General features: G+C 41.1%; 17 protein-coding genes and 1 pseudogene. 14 read left to right on the top strand and 4 right to left on the bottom strand.

Annotation, left to right across the window (positions count from 1 at the left end; all coding sequences use genetic code 11):
• Nucleotides 1-291 precede the first annotated feature (291 nt).
• From F6K46_RS04565 to F6K46_RS04555, 3 genes are all read left to right on the top strand, one after another.
• Nucleotides 292-918 (top strand): Uma2 family endonuclease, encoded by a 627-nt coding sequence (locus F6K46_RS04565; RefSeq protein ID WP_075904740.1) that lies wholly within the window; start codon nt 292-294, stop codon nt 916-918.
• Between the two features lie 276 nt (nt 919-1,194).
• On the top strand, nt 1,195-2,607 hold the full coding sequence (murD, locus tag F6K46_RS04560; RefSeq protein ID WP_293057304.1) for a UDP-N-acetylmuramoyl-L-alanine--D-glutamate ligase: 1,413 nt from the start codon (nt 1,195-1,197) through the stop codon (nt 2,605-2,607).
• Between the two features lie 41 nt (nt 2,608-2,648).
• Entirely contained in the window at nt 2,649-5,954 is a 3,306-nt protein-coding gene (locus F6K46_RS04555) for a patatin-like protein (RefSeq protein WP_293057302.1), read from the top strand.
• Nucleotides 5,955-6,318: 364 nt separating this feature from the next.
• On the opposite strand, the gene F6K46_RS04550 is transcribed toward F6K46_RS04555, so the two are convergent.
• On the bottom strand, nt 6,319-6,726 hold the full coding sequence (locus F6K46_RS04550; protein ID WP_293057299.1) for a metalloregulator ArsR/SmtB family transcription factor: 408 nt from the start codon (nt 6,724-6,726) through the stop codon (nt 6,319-6,321).
• A 391-nt stretch (nt 6,727-7,117) separates the two neighbouring features.
• Nucleotides 7,118-7,267, bottom strand: a complete 150-nt coding sequence (locus tag F6K46_RS04545; RefSeq protein ID WP_293057296.1) for a hypothetical protein — start codon at nt 7,265-7,267, stop codon at nt 7,118-7,120.
• Nucleotides 7,268-7,309: 42 nt separating this feature from the next.
• On the opposite strand from F6K46_RS04545, the gene F6K46_RS04540 reads away from it, so the two are divergent.
• Both F6K46_RS04540 and F6K46_RS04535 read left to right on the top strand, forming a co-directional pair.
• Nucleotides 7,310-7,435 (top strand): hypothetical protein, encoded by a 126-nt coding sequence (locus F6K46_RS04540; protein ID WP_293057293.1) that lies wholly within the window; start codon nt 7,310-7,312, stop codon nt 7,433-7,435.
• A 32-nt stretch (nt 7,436-7,467) separates the two neighbouring features.
• Entirely contained in the window at nt 7,468-9,111 is a 1,644-nt protein-coding gene (locus F6K46_RS04535; RefSeq protein ID WP_293057290.1) for a D-Ala-D-Ala carboxypeptidase family metallohydrolase, read from the top strand.
• Between the two features lie 308 nt (nt 9,112-9,419).
• Here F6K46_RS04535 and F6K46_RS04530 read toward each other — a convergent pair.
• Nucleotides 9,420-10,040 (bottom strand): annotated as a pseudogene (locus F6K46_RS04530) (ISAs1 family transposase); the annotation flags it as partial.
• Between the two features lie 697 nt (nt 10,041-10,737).
• On the opposite strand from F6K46_RS04530, the gene F6K46_RS40020 reads away from it, so the two are divergent.
• From F6K46_RS40020 to F6K46_RS04490, 8 genes are all read left to right on the top strand, one after another.
• Nucleotides 10,738-10,896, top strand: coding sequence for a hypothetical protein (locus tag F6K46_RS40020; protein ID WP_158069851.1), 159 nt, complete (start codon nt 10,738-10,740; stop codon nt 10,894-10,896).
• On the top strand, nt 10,862-11,044 hold the full coding sequence (locus F6K46_RS04520; protein WP_229415509.1) for a calcium-binding protein: 183 nt from the start codon (nt 10,862-10,864) through the stop codon (nt 11,042-11,044). Before F6K46_RS40020 ends, F6K46_RS04520 begins: the two co-directional genes overlap by 35 nt.
• Nucleotides 11,045-11,270: 226 nt before the next feature.
• Nucleotides 11,271-11,546 (top strand): beta-ketoacyl synthase N-terminal-like domain-containing protein, encoded by a 276-nt coding sequence (locus F6K46_RS04515; protein WP_198954242.1) that lies wholly within the window; start codon nt 11,271-11,273, stop codon nt 11,544-11,546.
• Nucleotides 11,547-11,586: 40 nt separating this feature from the next.
• Complete coding sequence (locus tag F6K46_RS04510; protein ID WP_293057283.1) at nt 11,587-12,726, top strand: cyclic nucleotide-binding domain-containing protein; 1,140 nt, start codon at nt 11,587-11,589, stop codon at nt 12,724-12,726.
• A gap of 77 nt (nt 12,727-12,803) precedes the next feature.
• Entirely contained in the window at nt 12,804-13,616 is an 813-nt protein-coding gene (locus F6K46_RS04505) for a MinD/ParA family protein (RefSeq protein WP_293057280.1), read from the top strand.
• Nucleotides 13,617-13,636: 20 nt separating this feature from the next.
• Nucleotides 13,637-15,148, top strand: coding sequence for an MBL fold metallo-hydrolase (locus F6K46_RS04500; protein ID WP_293057277.1), 1,512 nt, complete (start codon nt 13,637-13,639; stop codon nt 15,146-15,148).
• 164 nt (nt 15,149-15,312) lie between these two features.
• Nucleotides 15,313-16,029, top strand: coding sequence for an aspartyl/asparaginyl beta-hydroxylase domain-containing protein (locus tag F6K46_RS04495; RefSeq protein WP_293057274.1), 717 nt, complete (start codon nt 15,313-15,315; stop codon nt 16,027-16,029).
• Between the two features lie 19 nt (nt 16,030-16,048).
• Nucleotides 16,049-16,666 carry a 2OG-Fe(II) oxygenase gene (locus tag F6K46_RS04490; RefSeq protein WP_293057271.1) on the top strand — a complete coding sequence of 206 codons (618 nt, stop codon included), beginning with the start codon at nt 16,049-16,051 and terminating at the stop codon, nt 16,664-16,666.
• A 175-nt stretch (nt 16,667-16,841) separates the two neighbouring features.
• Here F6K46_RS04490 and F6K46_RS04485 read toward each other — a convergent pair whose 3' ends face one another.
• Nucleotides 16,842-17,006 carry a hypothetical protein gene (locus tag F6K46_RS04485; protein ID WP_293057268.1) on the bottom strand — a complete coding sequence of 55 codons (165 nt, stop codon included), beginning with the start codon at nt 17,004-17,006 and terminating at the stop codon, nt 16,842-16,844.
• Between the two features lie 182 nt (nt 17,007-17,188).
• Between F6K46_RS04485 and F6K46_RS04480 the strand changes: the two genes are divergently transcribed.
• Entirely contained in the window at nt 17,189-17,728 is a 540-nt protein-coding gene (locus F6K46_RS04480) for a Nif11-like leader peptide family RiPP precursor (RefSeq protein WP_293057265.1), read from the top strand.
• Nucleotides 17,729-17,830: the final 102 nt, after the last annotated feature.

Raw genomic sequence — 17,830 nt, 5'->3', positions numbered from 1 at the left:
GGTGCTAAACCCAGCATCTGTTGATATTTGTTTATTTTTGATATAATTAAAGTTTTTAAATGCCATCCCAAAGTTCTTCTCAATCAGCTGGTGGTTGCGATTGCGTTCGCGAAGCGGTTCTTTTGGAACATTGAATTGTCCACAATCCCTGTCAAAAAATTTTTTTCTCAGCTTGATAGAGAGGATGCTTAGCAGTTATCAGCACTTTGTAACTTACCCAATTGATAACTGCTATAGAGAGTAATTCTATAATACAAAAATGACCTATTATTAACTTCGGAGACCAAACTAATGGTAGTGACAAAACCGAGAGCAGATCGGGTGGTTTTACATAACATTTCCTGGGAACAGTTTGAAAATCTGCTGCTGGATTTAGGTGACCATCGCTCTGCTCGTTTAGCCTATGATTATGGTACCATTGAGATTATGACTCCTTTACCTGAACATGAATATTATAAAGAGGTGATTGGTGACCTAGTTAAAGAGCTGGCAGATGAACTAGATTTCGACTACGAAAGTTTAGGGTCAACAACCTGGCGGCGAGAGAGTAGCTTAGCTGGGGTAGAAGCAGATAATTGTTTTTATATCCAAAATGAAGCGGCGATTCGAGGCAGGTTGGACTTAGATCTCAACCAAGATCCCCCGCCAGATCTCGCTCTAGAAATTGATGTAACTAGTAAATCACTGCCTCGTTTGCCAATCTATTCTCGCTTGGGAGTCCCAGAAATATGGTGCTATGATTCTGGCAAACTAACAATTTACTTACTGCAAGAGGGTGAGTATGTAGAACAAGCAAAGAGTAGGGTTTTTCCTGAGTTACCGATTCAAAAGCTTCCTAGTTTAATTGAGCGCCATCGGGCTGATGGTAGGCGGGCAATTCGGCGAGCAGTGCGAGATTGGGCAAGGAACTATTTTTAAAAGATTCGATATTTTTGGATAATAATATTTAAGTATTATTAATGTCAAGTAATAAAGAATTATAGCGTTGGTCATACTTATAAGGTAAAGTCAAGTTTATTCCCCCTACTCCCTACTCCCTACGGTGCGCTTTCCGTAGGCGAATTAAATTCGCCACGGGTCGCACCGCTCCCTACTCCCTAAAATCCCAAGGGCGTAAGGAATTTACCCAATTCAAAATCGCTATAACTGCTATAGTTAGAACGGCAAACCATCAGATGCTCTACCAATCAAAGTATGCCTAAGGCTGATGTTATTGGATTAGGACGCTCAGGTCTTGCAGCCGCAAGACTCCTCAGAAAAGAAGGTTGGGATGTCACTCTCAGCGATGCTGCTAGCCCTGAACGTATCGCTGCACGTTATACCCCAGAAGACTGGCAACACCAACAACAACAGCTTGCCAGAGACGGAATTAACCTTAAACTGGGTTATTCCCTAACCCTAGACTCTTCAGACTTACCCCAGCTGATTGTAGTTAGTCCCGGTGTTCCCTGGGATATACCAGTCTTAGTTGCGGCTAGGACCCAAGCCATTGAAACCATAGGGGAAATTGAACTAGCTTGGCGTTATCTCCAATCCTGTCCATGGGTAGGTGTTACTGGTACTAACGGCAAAACTACTACCACCTCCCTGATTGCTGCTATTTTTCAAGAAGCTGGTTTCCATGCCCCCGCCTGCGGTAACATTGGTTATGCCGCTTGCGAACTACTCCTAGCACCAGAAATCAATGGCAAAGCCCAGGAAACACCCCCAATCGATTGGGTAATTGGGGAAATCAGTAGTTACCAAATCGAATCTTCCAAAGACCTTGCCCCTCGTATTGGTGTCTTGACAACCTTGACCCCTGACCACCTCAGCCGCCACAAAACCCTGGAAAACTATTATGACATCAAGGCGTCTTTACTGCGTCGGTCCCAGTTACAAGTTATCAATGGGGATGACCCTTACCTGGGTAATTTGGGAGTAAACTATTGGCCCGATGCCTATTGGATTAGTATCACAGGTGGTCAGGGAGAGAGGAATTTTCAACCTTGGGCTTACATCCAAGATGACTGGGTGATAGCAGACTCAGAACCGATCTTGCCAGTAAAATCCTTACAAATGGTCGGAGATCACAATCGACAAAATTTATTAATGGCAGTGGCAACAGCACGATTGGCAGGAATTGAGAAAAATGCGATCGCATCCGCCATTGCCAAGTTTCCTGGTGTACCCCATCGCCTAGAAAAGGTGATTACCTGGCAGGGGATAGACTTCATCAATGATAGTAAAGCCACCAACTATGATGCGGCTCAAGTCGGTTTAGCCTCAGTAGCTGCACCCACTATTCTAATTGCTGGTGGGGAAGCCAAAGCTGGTGATGATAGCAGTTGGATTGAAACCATTAAACTCAAAGCAGCGGTTGTGTTACTCATTGGTGAAGCTGCACCTGCTTTTGCGGCACGCCTTAAAGAAGCTGGCTATTCCAGTTACGAACTTGTGGAAACTATGGCGAAAGCGGTACCAAGAGCAGCAGAACTAGCTCAACAGTATAATGCTAGTGTTGTCCTGCTTTCTCCCGCCTGTGCTAGCTTTGACCAATACCAAAGCTTTGAACATCGGGGGGATGATTTCCGCAGGTTGTGTCAGCAGCACCTTACTACTATTTAGCCAGTAACTAACGGTAACGTCCCTAATTGGAGAGCCATATTATGTCTAGCCAAAACTTTAGCAAGCCAGAATTTAGCAGAGAACTGCGCTTAGGACTAGTGGTTTATGGTGGAGTCTCTCTAGCGATTTATATGAACGGTGTTTGCCGCGAATTTTATAATGCTGTTCGCGGTCGAGGTATCTATAAACTTGTTAAAGCTCTCACCGATTCTGATATTATTGTTGATATTCTCTCAGGCACGTCAGCGGGAGGGATTAATGGGGTTCTGCTGAGCTACGCTTTGACCAATAGTAGTCAGGATGAAGTCATCGATTTTGAAAACTTTGCCCAAATTTGGCGGGAAAATGGCAACATCCGCAAGCTCATGCATAAACCTAGCATTACTCAAGGTAAAAATGATGGAGAATCTATTTTAGATGGCAAGGGCTACTATCAAGATGCACTAGCTAAAGCCTTTGAACAAGGGCAGAGTAATAAAAAGAAAGCACCCTCAGACGAGTGGGTATCTTCATTTAATGAATTAGATTTATTTGTAACAGGAACTGATGTTGTAGGACGGGTTGATACCGTTTTTGATGATACCGGACGGGTGATTGATCTTAAAGACCACCGCACGATTTTTCATCTCAAGCACCGTCAAGGTCGCAAAGAGCCCTTTAATCCCAATTTTAACCCAAACAATTCAACGGTTCAAGATACCTATCAAGCTCTGGCCAAACTGTGTCGTATTACATCCTGTTTTCCAGTTGCCTTCCCTGTAGTTACCGTTGAGTTAGATAATCCTAGCAATCAGGTCGATGCCAAGTTAGTAGAATGGGGAATCCTGAAGAATCGCAAGTTACCGGAAACCCCTCCAACCGGTGGGTATCAATTGCACTTTGTGGATGGAGGTGTGCTAGATAATCGGCCTTTCAGTTATACCATCAAAGAAATGTATTATCGTGCCGACTATTATCCAGTTGAGCGCAAGTTATTTTATATCGATCCCAGTCCAGATAATTTTGCTGGCAGCCAAAAGTTTAATCAGATGCCAAAGCCTGATGTCTGGGAGGTAATCCAGGAGTCGTTGTTAGGAATGCCGACCTATGAAAGTATTAGTAATGATTTGGGGTTAATCAAAGACCGTAACCATAAAATCCAGCGCTACCATTCTCTGCTAGCCGATGCGGAATCCCCCTTATTTGCTAAGGCTGACAACTCCCAACAGACAAGGCTTCCAGTTGAGACGGGAATTTATTGGCGTAGTCGTATGATTAGCTTACGCGATCGCACATTACCTCTAGTCTTGAGAATGTCTCAAGTCAGTAGCACCAAATCTTACCAAGAAATATTAAACAAGCAAGTCCTTTTAGATAAAATAGCTAAGCTACTGACCCAACACATTACTGAACCGGAAAAACGGGAAAATCACGACATTATTCTCCAAGACCCTAGTCAACAGATTAGCAATCTCGATATCGACTATGCCTTAAGAAAGCACTTCTATATCGTTAAAAAAGTTTGTCAGTTGATGAATCAGGAGCCATCATTATCAGAGTATAAAATGCTCCAATCCCTAGCCTTAAGGCTAGGTCGTCACATTAAACTCCTAGAAGTCCTTAAGATGGCATTAACTAAGCTGTTGAATCATCCCCAGGTTAGTCAATCCTTCTATGATATGATATCATGCTTTCAAACTAATCAAAGTTCAGAGTTTATAGATAATCAACTGCTTAGTGAGATTTACAACCGTCTAATTCGGTTATACCGTTTCTTGCTCGATGCTGAGGGGCTAGCAGAATTTGTACCACAAAACTATCAGCAATCCTATTTAGAGACAGTCCCAGCCTATTTATTGCAAAAATTACCAGAAGAAGCAGCAGAACAATTAGCCGCTAACTCTGAAACCCAGACAGTTGGAAAAACCACCATTGACTGGTTGCCCCAGCGGCGAATTTCCAGCATTTTTGAACAATTTAAGCAAAAAGTTAATCAAGTAGAGCAAGAACCAAATCAACTTCAAAAAATCTGGCTTGCTGAAAAATTTAAAGATAACGATAATGAAAATAATGGAAACGAATACTCCTCGGTTTTGTGTAAAATAGAGGAAGCATCAGAGAAATTTATTGAACTAAGTGGGCTAAATCAGTCTGAAGAACTCTTGACTCGTTTTAAACGATTTCGAGAACTCGATCAAGTTTTGTATCCCTTTGAGTATCTATCTGAAATTGAGGAAAAAAATCTGATCGAGACGATTCGGATTAGTCCAGATGATGCTCAGCTGGGTTTTGGTAAAGGGCAAAACTTAGATAGTAAACTGGCGGGAAATACCTTAAATGCGTTTGGCGGTTTCTTTAAGAAGTCTTGGCGTTCCAATGATATTATGTGGGGGCGCTTAGACGGATTAAACCGGATCGTGGAAGCGTTACTTACTCCTGAGGGGATTGCTAAGTTTCCTAATTTTTTGAAACGACAAGCTCAAGAATATAACATACCTGAAGCCGGAGAAGAATTTGAACAGTTTAAAGAACAGTACTTAGATTTTTTAATTCAAGAGTCTTTCCCTAACGCTACCGCTGATCACCAGGATAAAATTAAAGGTCATCTACGTAAGCTGGCGACTCCTAATCCAGATATTTCTGAGGATTATCTCAAAACAATACTGGATGATTTAGTGCTAGAAGGACATCGTGATATTCTCAGCACTGACCTACAGAATGTGATTGAAGATGAAATTTCTGAACAACTAGAGTGGAGTCAACAGCGAGTTCAACCTGCTGCTCCTAACGATAGTCAAACCACAAATCTAACCACAAGTCTAACCACCAAACCCCAGTATAGTCTAGTTCAGGGTAGTTTTAGTGAAACCATTAGTCTACTAGCAGCTCAGGAATTAGCTAGGAAAAGCATTGACTCCTTACCCCAGGGTAAAGAAACGTTCTTTCTCAACCATTACCAGGTGGGTTCAGAGACATTGTCACATGATATTCCCACTACTATCCTAACAAATCTCGCTACCCGAGCTGCCCTGATTGTGCGAGATCTGCTGATCACTGTATTAGGCGATCGCACTCCAGGCTTCGGTAGTAGTTTGATCTATCAAGTCTTGAATAAATCCTTACAACTATTTTATTGGTGGCAACAGATTACCCAATCATCAGGGATTAAAAAGGGTGATGGTAGTCGCCAGAAGTTGATTTCCCTGGTAGTGCAAGTAGCCTTGTTGCTGATTGCTGTCCTGTCTGTGGTTATTATCATATATCGGTCATGGATATGGTTTGCGATCGCATTTCTGACTGGCCTGTTGTCTTGGCTTTTAGGGAATCCTTGGAAAGCTATAGAAGAACGATTAATTATCAAGGATTAATTATCAAGTATGTGTGCGTTGACGTAGCGATTCTCCTTTGGAGACACTACGTCAACCCATAGCTGTTTGCCCCATCTCCCGCTAACCATTTCGGGCAAAGCCCGACGCTGCGCGAACGGGTATACAGCGGTTTGCAATTCAATTAGGTACAAAGTTCTGGGTTTTTAGGGAGCAGGGACTGAGGCCGTGGGCCACGCGGGGCGCGTTCGGAGCAGGGAGCAGGTAAGAGGGAATAGGGAATAGGGAAAAAATTCAGTGTACTTGATAGTTATGCAAAGCGCCGTAACGGGAGGGGAATTGGAGTTGAATGATGGGCAATAGTTCGGGACTAATCACAATTACCAATTACCAATTACCAAGATCACTAAAAAGATTGCTGCATCGCTTTGAGTTGCTCTAGCTTTTGATGTTGTTGCTTTATTTGCAGTGACAGGGAATCACACACTAGCTCACATAGCTCAAAGATAAAGGGATTAGCTATTTGGTAAAAGACATTGATTCCTTGTTGATTGCGAGTGACAATCCCTGCTTTAGCCAGGATTTTTAAATGCTTGGATACATTGGCTTGACCTAAGCCTGTTTCTTCGATAATTTGACTAACATTTTTGGAGCCTGACTTCAGACAACAGATAATCTGCAAGCGACTTACTTCAGATAAGACTTTAAAGAAATCAGCGATCAGAGTCAAGGAAGTAGGGGATAACTGGGATATCTCACAGTCTGGAGGTTGCTCACTCCTCAGAGAGGATTTTGGCAAAGAACTTTTAAGCATAATAGATTGGCTGACAGTGGTAATCAGGGCTAGGCTTTATCTATTATATTATTATACGGTAGTTTTAGGGAGTAGGGAGTCGGGAGTCGGGAGTAGGGAGTCGGGAGTCGGGAGTAGGGAGTAGGGAGTAGGGAGTAGGGAGTAGGGAGTAGGGAGTAGGGAGTAGGGAGTAGGGAATAGCTATGTATGGCTTTATTACTTTCTAATACTGCTAATAAAAAACCGTAGTTTTACCTACCAAAACCGTTAATTAATTATCATAAAAAAAACGCTTTAAAAGAAATTACTTAAATCATAAAAATGATTAAAAATGCCATCAATGATAAAAAAGTAAAGATATAATTTATAAAAAGGCATTACTGATTAATGGTAAGCTATCAGCTATCAACTATCAGCTATCAGCTATCAGCGAACAGCGATTAGCGCACGCTAATTGAGGTGCTTTTGAATAAGCGATGCAGCGCGGTCTTGGGGAGCCAGTGCGGTCTTGGGGGTTCCCCCCATGAGCAACTGGCGTGGTTTCCCCCATGAGCGACTGCATCAAGACAAGAGGTAAGGATTAGTTTAATCTGAGTTACGTCTTTTGAATAAAAGAGGTGTCAATTTTCGGAACCCCTACTCCCTACTCCCTACTCCCTACTCCCTGCTCCCTACTCCCTACTCCCTAAAACCCAAAATTTTGTACCTCACCCAGAATAACTCCCCCTAACAGTTGTATTTAGTCCTAAAGTCAAAATAACAATGTCTAGGGATTTCCGGCTTCGTACTCTCAAACCTCAATATCAACAACTTTTTGCTACTTGTCAGCTCAGGGGAAGCTGCCTAGAACCAACTGGCCGCATTGCTCAAGAAATCCTCCAACGGCGAGGAGATTACGGATTAGTGGAACGGCAAACGGGGGTGCCTTGGTGGTTTGTCGGAATTTTGCACTATCGAGAGCTAGACTTTCGAGACGCTCACCTGCACAATGGCGATTCTTTAACTAATAGAACAATTCGCTACCCACAAGGACGACCCATTGCTCCACCAGCTAACGGACAACAATACACCTTTGTTGAGAGTGCCATTGATGCACTGCGCTGGAAACAATTCCACACTGCCAAAGACCACTCAATTGGCGCAATGCTATGGGGGTTTGAGCTGTGGAATGGTTTCCGTGATGCTAAGGGGGGGAATAATTCCGAGTACCTCTGGAATGGCACCAATCACTTTAGTAGCTCACAGCATTGGAATCAATCGCTGGTAGGTAACAGTGTAGATTTTTATGGTCAAGGGCACAAGATAGGAGCAGCAGCCATTGTTTGGTATCTGTATTACCAAGGAATGCTCGATCAACCGTTACAGTTTGCCAGTTCACAACCTTCTGTTAATTGGCAACAGCCAAGCAACACGGGATCAATTCAGTTCCTGGATATGCTCAAAGGTTATGAGAAACTGCCTCATCAAGATGCAGCACTAGCTTGGCTGCAACAACAGCAGTCGCCATCAGTGCTAACTGAATTTGCTCGTCGCTGGCAGGATGATGCTGATCGCAAATTAGTGTCTGTGGGGAAGTCTGCTGTTGTACAACTCCCCAATGGCACTCAGTTACCGACTAATGTTGTACTTCAGCAAGAATCTAGGAAACCAGAAAGTCGAGGCACTTTGCCACAGACAGGGGTTAGGCTAAGAGTACTGAGGGATACTTTGTTTAAAACAAGTACCCAGCAGTCCTATCAGCTCAAGGACTCACAAAAAGTTTTCGTAAAGGCAGACACGGAGTTTGAGATTACATCGGATCAGCTCGCGGAGAATAAGCATATTCAGATAGTCCTGGCCAATGTTGCGTTAGGAACACCACCAAGAAAAACCTGGTACGTCTTCTGTGACCATGTTGACATTGAAGGGACTGAACCCGATAACGTACCTAAGGATGAACAACAATCAGAGTTAATTAAGATTAAGTCTGACAAGACTGGTCCAATTCAATTGCCTGGATATGACAAAACCTTTTACCTATCGGAGGCAATTATCACTGGTGGTAACTTTAGTTGGGCAGAGGCAACTAAAAATGGTACCCGCATTCCTACGGACAAAAGTATAGTGGAGGACATTATCAGAATTGCTGAGGTCATGCAAGAAGTTAGGGAATACTTTGGCAATCGCCCCATCCTGGTTAACTCTTGGTATCGCGACCCAGTAACCAATCGCCAAGTTGGTGGTGCTACACGCTCTCGTCATCTTTCTGGGGATGCTGTGGATTTTGTGGTTGAGGGGATATCGCCAATGTCGGTGAATAAACGTCTGGATTCCTGGTGGGGTTCCCGAGGTGGTCTAGCCAGTGCCAGTTCTTTCACCCATATTGATGGGCGAGGGTATCGGGCAAGGTGGAGTTATGGTTTTTGATATAGCGCTACAGGCAAGGGCTTTAGGCAAGAGGCAAAAGGCAAAAGGGATAGATTTTGATTTCATATTTATTTTTGCGAGAGGTCTAATAGGAGTAGAGTGGGCATCCTGCCCGCCCGACAATTGAAACGGGCAAGATGCCCATTCCACCAAGATGCCCGTTCCACCAAGATGCCCATTCTACCAAGATCCAGGGTAAGAGCATCTCAATCAGCCTTGACACAAGGGATGAGAAGAATCTAATCTGTCGCCTGTGAAAACAACTAAAGACTTGAACAAAAATGCGACGCATTTTTGTTCAAGTCGATAATCTTCTGAGGGATTTCGGTTTGTGTTCCGATTGCATCAATGGTGATGATCGAGCCTGATATGTCTAAGAGCTCTAACAATGCAGGAATGGCAGTAATTTGATTGGATTTGTTTTCTACTTTTATCTGCCCGAGTACCAAACGTTGCTCACTCGGGCGCTAACGAGGTGCAGTGCTGATTGTCCTTTATTTCTATCGTAGGAACCTCTGAGTGTTTTACCATCTATCGGGATCACCTCTCCTCCCATCTTCGTGACCAAGGTTTCTACCCATCTGAGGAAGCATTGATTTAATTGTTCTGGGTCGATGAACTCAAAGACTCGACAAAAAGTATCATCGTTATACCATTTGGTAACTCCAGAAACTCTGAAAGCCAGCGATACCATAATTCTCTATGTCTTCCCATCCTTGTGCTCCTGCAATTACAGCCAGGATGGCTAGGACAATGATGTTAGTCAGTTGATGTTTTTTACAACGCTATACTCTTTGATCTTCTATTGCTGTGAAATGCTCCACTAGACTTTCTCGAAGACTGCCAATTTCCGCTGCTTCCTTGGGCTTTTTCACCCTTCGAGTACTTTTTTGACCTTCGAGGGAGTTAATTCCAAAACCTTGAGACATAGTAGAGTTCTACCTTAACACCGCTGTTCTTTCCACACTTTAGGCTTGACCTTCATTTGTCAAGTACCATTTATACCAAATTAGATGAGCTTACCCTGATTAACTAACCGGGTGACAAGCAGCATTGTTAGGCTTACTGGGTGTGGGGTGTAGGCGAACGGGTGATTGAAACAATGGAGGAGCTATGCCAGGTTGATAGGACGGTTGAATCAGGTTGGGGTAACTCCAAAGTGGCTTTTATTTTCCCCGCGCCCCGCCCCACCCGGTCACCCTAACCCCTGTCTGCTTGTCTTGATGCAGCGCGGTCTTGCGGTAAACCCTCATGACCGCGCTGCATCTTTTTCTGATATTCGTTACAAAACTTTATTTTAAAAGTTACAAAACTTTATATAAAACTGTATAAAAATTGGATTTTCGGAGTGATTAACATAGTGAGGGCAGTTAAAAAAGCGTGATGCTCTTAATTTCCAAACCGCTCCTATTAATAATGAGTATTTCTTGAAAAACTTTTTAGGTGCGCTTACAGTCGTCGAATTAAATTCGCTCAAGGTGCGCGCCTCCAAGGCCGGGTTTCCCGGCCTTGGGTCGCACCTTCGGGTCGCACCTCTTGATAACACTCAGACAAATAGGGTGAATCTTTCCGAATAGAACAATCCACAAATTTTCAAACAATTGCAATTGATAAAGAGCACAGGACATGGGAACTTACACTGGTAACGACTTCAACAACAAGTTCGAAGCACACAAAGAAGGTTGGTGGATATTCAAGAAATGGAAGTCTTGGAAAATGTCCGGTAATGGTGGCAACAATACCCTGATTGGTGGCCCGAAAAACGACACCATATATGGGTGGTGATGATGGGAACGACAGTCTCTACGGTAAGGGCGGTAATGACTACCTCAGTGGTGGCTCTGGTCATGACTACCTCAATGGTGGCTCTGGCAACGACAGTCTTTATGGTTACCTGGGCAACGACTACCTTATGGCGCACAAAACTAATTAATGGGAGTAATATTTGAATTGGAACAAAAATTCAATAGGTTTGCTTGAACTTAATGATTTAGAAGTACTAAGCTGTTCAGCGTCCTCAAAAGCTTATAGAGTAAGCCTTTGAAGCCTCATGTCGCCCCTGAAGCTAATGATCGTTATTTTGTCAGTTAAGTCAATCAGATCAAAAGGATGTGACTGCTCCTAAAAAGATGGGCAATACTCAAGAAATATAAATATATGTGTATAGTTTAATTTTTGCCATGAATGACAAGACCTTAAAAATTGCAGTGATTGGCATGGGATGCTACTATCCAGGAGCCAATAATCTACAACAACTTTGGGAAAATATTCTAACTTGTCGCCGTCAATTTCGACGAACCCCCGATGTTCGTTTACCCCTGTCAGAATATCCTTACTCAACAATTCCTGATAAAACCTATGGGAATCGGATGGCTGTCATTGATGGTTTTGAATTAGACTGGGCGAACCGACGAATTCCGATTAGTCAAGAATAGGAGGGGTTGTCTATAAAAATTTTAATATCGAGGTAAATCAATGAATCAAACCTTATTAAGTGGTCTAGACAATAGTGATATCGACTGGCTAGTTAGTGTTAGTGAAATAGAACAAGTCAATACTGGTCAAGTATTGAGGCAAGGTGATAAGTCTATTAAGACTCTTTATCTGATTATTGAGGGGAACCTAAAAATATCTTTGCCACAGCCTACGGATAATCGGCTCCATCGGGCATTTGCACTCTTGGAAGATAGTAAGGTTTTAGAACAGGAACTGATCAGCGTAACTACAGGAGAGCTGATAGGAGAAGATTTACTGTTTCAGAGTGAGTTACCTTCAAGTAAGGTGATCGCTCAGAGTTCTTCTCGGTTACTGGCTATTCCCCAAAAAGAATTACAGGAAAAACTAGAGAAAGATTTAGCTTTTTCGGCACGGTTTTATAAAGCCATTGCCATTTCACTTTCTGAACGACTGGTAAAGCTGACGGACAAACTTCGCTCAAAACGATTGAGAAGACGAACAAATGCAAGCAAAGAAGTGCTTTTAGCATTTGGGGAGCTAAATGATAGTGATATTGATTGGATGATTAAAAATGGAAATTATCAGACAATAAAAGCAGAGACTCTGCTATTCCAAGAAGGAAGACCGGCTGAAAAGATGTATATTCTGCTTGATGGTTTCGCAAGTGTTACCTTAGCAGAAACTGCCAGAAGTCCTTTGGAAACGGCTTTTGCAGCCCTAGATACTAGTTATAGTGTTACCTCTGAGCAAGAGATTATCGCCCTTCAGCGAGGGGAAATTCTTGGTGAAATGCCTTTTGGGGTTTCCCAGCTCAGTTCAGTTAATGTTCGCTGTCTTGAGGATTCAAGAGTACTAGCAATTGCTAGAAATTTACTGGCTACTAAATTACAGGACGATATTGGTTTCTCAGCAAGGTTTTATCGAGCCGTTTCCTTATTAGCGATAGAGAGATTTAAAACTACTGTAGAATTACTAGGTTATAAAAGGAGAATTTACAGTAGTGAAAAGACTTTAGCATCTTCTGTTCCCTATGATGATGAAATGAGTGATAACCGCTTAGATAATTTAACCTTAGCTGGCTCTCGATTTAATTGGATGTTGAAGCAACTCAAAACCTTGAATAATAATCAGCATGATTTCAATATAATCACAGGATAGTTAGCCAAGATTGTTGTTAAGAACAATTTGGTTGGAAATTTTAGCTACATCATAGTTGTATATTTGGAGAAAATTAGATGTCTATTATTGCCATTCACTCTTATCGAGGGGGAGCAGGAAAAACCAACATAACTGCCAGTTTAGCGACAATTGTTGCTAGTCAGGGTCATCGAGTTGGAATTGTGGATGCAGACCTCCATAACCCAGGTATTTATGTGTTATTTGGGTTGACTAAAGATCACTTAGGTTATTCTTTAAACGATTACCTATGGAATAATTGTCAAATTACTGAAGCTGATTATGATGTAACGTCCGTGTTAGGTCTTCAAGACCGCTGTCAGATGACTGAAACCGACTATGATGTGATTGCCAAGAAAAAAAAGTCAACAGAGAACTGTTTTCTGTCTTTGGTTCCAGCCAGTATGAAACAAGAAGATATTAGCCGAATGTTGCGAGAAGGCTATGATGTTCGCTTACTGGAAAAAGGGTTTAGAGCTTTAATTAATGAACTCAATCTAGATTTTCTGTTTGTTGATACTCATCCAGGTCTGAATGAAGAGGTATTAGTCTCTTTAACCTTGTCTGATACTCTGGTTTTAATTATGAAACCGGATCAGCAAGATTTTCAAGCAACTGGGATTATGTTGGACTTGGCAAACAAGTTAAAAATACAGAAAACCTTGCTGGTAATGAATATGATGATTGAATCGTTATGGATTGATCGTTTTAGCCATAAATTTAAGGACGAATATGGATTTTCGTTGGCTGCAGTTATTCCCTGGTCAGAAGATATGAAGATGCTAGGAAGTCGAAAGATTTTTTCTCTGGCTTTTCCTGAACATCCGCTTACTGAAGTTTTAGAAAAACTGGCTCATAAAATCATAAATTAGTATAAATTTTGAGGTGAATTATGCAGATTCAGATGATTGGTCACGCTTCTATCTTTGTTGAGACTGAAAATTGTCAAATCTTGATGGATCCGGTTTTGTGGGATTCTCACTGTGAAGGAATAGAAGATATTTGTCCTAAACGAAAAGTCTACCATGACCAGATTCCAGGGTTTGATATCTTGATTATCTCTCATCGTCATTTAGATCATTTTGATATTCAATCCCTAGCTTCTCTACCGAAAAATGTTGATGTCTTGATTCCTCAAGATAAGTTGATGGAAACGTGTTTACGAGATTTAGGATATTCACAAATCTATAAATTGAAAGATTGGAGTGAGGTCAAAATTGGGTCAACTCGTTTAATTGCAACTCGTTCAGAAAATCGTGTTCCTGAATATGGGATGTTATTCACTGACCCTTCAGGGGTTTTCTGGAATCAAGTTGATTCGGATGTCAGCCTTGAAACAATTCGTAAGGTTAAGTCTCGCTATCCTCAGATTGATTTCTTACTAGCAGGTTGGCAACCGATGTTAGAAACACAACATCAAGATAATCAGCCTTGTTCATTTCCTTATGCCGCCTATGATCAAGAACTAAAAAAGATTAGTTTAATTAAACCCCATTCTATTGCTCCGGGAGCCAATGGATTTAAGTTTATTAAGGGTACATCTTGGTTAAATAAAGTAGTTTTTCCCGTTACTAGGGAGCAATTCTGTCGAGATGTAGCCATTGTTTGTCCAGACGTTGGAGAAAATGTTTTTCCTTTCAATCCAGGGGATGTCGTTACTTTAAAAAATGGCGACGTTAGCTACATGAAACAAAAGTCTTCTTTTGTGCAAATGGTAGAGGATGATCGCTATGACTTACGTTTCTCGCCCACTAATACTGGTGATTGCCTGATTGATGATAATTCTGATAACTATGATTTAGAGGAAATGAAGCAAACGATTCGCTCGGAAATTTGCTGTAATTTTCCTAAATTTATTAAGGATAAGCAAGACTCTTTATTTCTAGAGTATTGCCATTGGAATTTAATTTATCAGCTAGAAATTGTATTCCCAGATGAAACGCAGCAATACTACTTTGATTTTTCGGAAAAGAATATTGAGTGTCACACTGGGTATAATCCTTTAGCCCATGTTTTTACAAGCATTGCTGCTTCTAATTTTTACGGTATGAGTAAAGGAATTAAAGGATGGGATTCTGCTCATATGGGCGGCTACTATCGAAATTTCCAGAAATTGTATTTACCTACTCCTTACGGAATTATTAAGCCAATTGAAGTAAATCAAGAAAATAGCTCACAAGTTAAAGATCCTCTGGATTTAAGATTTCCCTATGAGGAAATTTTTGAAAAAGTTCGACAGTATGAAGTGCAAAAATGGAAATCTAGTGAAGTTAATCCGGAAATTATTCGGGAGACTCAAACAAAAATGTTGAGAATTGGTAATACTCTAGTTCGGTTCCTAGAGGAAAATAAGGATAAAAAAGTAGAAGAAAATAAAGATTTACAGATTGCTTCAGTCAGATAGTTTTTGTTTCTGTTTGGAGGAGAGCATCCCAATTTTATACATTAACTATTTCACAGGGGTCTTAACCCCTTATAATATGCTTACTATTGGGAATAGTTTACAGCAGTGGGATGCTCCAATTTCAAGTTTAATATTGCTGCATCATGAATTGTGGGTAGTTTTGCATGTCACAATATATATTCGATATTTCAGAATTTCCAGCACTTGTAAAGTTTTCTAGCTACTGGAAAATAATCCGAGATGAAGCTGTACAGTTAGATAAATTTGTTTTTCCATTTGACCGGACTAACGAGCCTTATGAGGAGACATTAAAGAAAATTATCGCCACTAACCGCAATGGGTGGATGATGTCATGGGGACCTGCTAAAGATAAGTGGATTAACTATGGTTTGCGCTATAAAGACCAACTAATAACTGATTTTGTACCAGATAATTCATGTCCTCAAATTATGTGCCTAGTTAAGCGTCTTCGTGGCATTAAGATAGTAGGATTATCTTTGCTAAAACCAGGGGCATATATGCTACCGCATATTCATCCTGAGCTAGAAGAAGAAGAAGGTCTTTTAATTTACCATTTAGGTTTATCTGTTCCTAGTAGTTGGCATTGGTTGAATGTTGAGGGTACATTTATTCAACATGGTAATGGAGAAAGTTTTGTTTTTGATGGTTCTAAGCCACACTTTGCACTGAATTTCTCAAAAGTCAATAGACTGATTCTATACCTTGAGTTTAATCCAGATTTTCTTGAGTTTGATGAATCAGGTCTTTCCTCAGAATTGGAATTAGTAAATCAATTATATATGAAGCGTAAGTGGAAAAAAGAATGGGGACTTATGCTGAACAAAATTCAGCCCGAAAAAACTACTAAAGTTTATCGTTAGTTAGAGACTCTAAATAAACATGAAAATAATCGTCAATCAATCCTACTCTCTCAGGGAGAAAGCGTTTAACCCGGATTATCTCCAAATTTTAGAAAAGGAAATTTTGTCATCTCCTTATTTAGGAGCTAGTCAACTCAGTGAAAGCTTTAGTGGGACAAAAGGTTTCTCCCTTGTCTTTAAAACTAACGGCATAGAGCAAGTCAAACAGCACTTTCCTTTCTTAAAACCCTATTTAAAGACGGCGTTAAAACCGACCTGTAATGTTTTTTATCTTAATCCTCTAATTATCAAAGAAGGAGGGAAGGTAGAAGATCATGTTGATTGTAGTCTTCAGGGATATGTTCAGGGTCGTACCATTCCTGATTATGTTAGTGTTATGTATGTTAAAGTTCCATCTGATTTAGAGGGTGGTGAATTAGTTTTAAAAAGAGGTAAATTTCCCCTCGCAACAATTCAACCGAAAGAAAATGCGTTGCTTTTTTTTAAGGGAAATTTAACTCATTCAGTCAATCAGGTCAAAACCTCACAAGTTCGGATGAGTTTGGTTTGTGAACAGTATGCTTTGGACTCAGCCAAACTTAAGAAAATTCCTGAATTTAAAATAGAATTTAACTCTTTGTCCTTTGCTTATCAGTAGCTAAGTCGTAAGCTATCAGCTATCAGCTATCAGCTATCAGCTATCAGCTAATACCCTACGCGCACGCTAGGTTAACAGCTTTTGAATAAGCGATGCAGCGCGGTCTTGGGGAGGCAGCGCGGTCTTGGGGGTTCCCCCATGAGCGACTGCATCAACACAACAGGTAACCATTTGTTTAATAGTCACGAAAGTCCCGGCGTCGTTCGCACAGCGTGGCCAAAGGCCAAAGCCTGTGCCACAAAGCAGACGGCTGACGCCTGACCACTGACCGCTGACCGCTGAATGCTGACTGCTGACCGCTGACCGCTGACGGCTGAATGCTTACGCTAAGTCTAAACAATTTTATTATAAATAAGCTCTTATGGTCTTGCCTAAGAGGTTAATGTACTATTTACAAAGTATTTTTGGAATTATTTAAAATACTTTGTAATATTTTAATGTCAACAAAACTTATATTTATTATTATTTTTTTTGCTTTAAAGTGTTGACAACCGGTTTTAATTTAGCTATAGTTTGATTAGGTTGATTGATGGCATTAACAAAAGTAAATGTTGTCCATCAACTGATAAATTTACAACCAATAGCAAGGAAAAAATCATGTCCATAGAATCTGTACTAGCTCTGCTTAAAGCCTCAGAAAATGATCAGTCTTTAAAAGCGCAATTGGAATCAGCAGAAGGCCCCGAACAGGTAATAGAAATTGCAGCTAGCCAAGGCTATAATTTCACTGAAGAAGAGCTTTTGGCTGTGATGCAAGAGCAGCAATTAGAATTTGCTACCCCCGCTGTTGAGCTGTCTGAAAATGCTAAAGCTTTAATGAAAGAAGTAGAAGCTAATCAAACGTTACGACAGCAATTTGAATCAGCCGGGAGCTTAGCTGATATGGTGAAAATTGCTATCGACCAGGGCTATCAAGTTACAGCGGAAGAAGTAGAAGTTGGCTTAACTTATTTTGAACAAGAAGGTGAGTTATCTGATGCTGAGTTAGAAGCTGTAGCTGGTGCAGGTAAGAAAAAGACAAGGAATACAACTACGATTCATCGAACGGTTAACAATTATTAACCATTGGTGAAACAGTTAAATCATCCTAACCGCTATGGTTTTTATTGAGTAGCTATAGCTAGTAGTTGACTACAATACTTTTAACAAGTAAATTGTCTCTAA

Source organism: Moorena sp. SIO3E8 (assembly GCF_010692445.1).
GTDB classification, from domain to species: Bacteria; Cyanobacteriota; Cyanobacteriia; order Cyanobacteriales; family Coleofasciculaceae; genus Moorena; species Moorena bouillonii.
The sequence above is the reverse complement of the archived record's forward strand: the minus strand, read 5'-3'. Positions and strand labels throughout refer to the sequence as shown.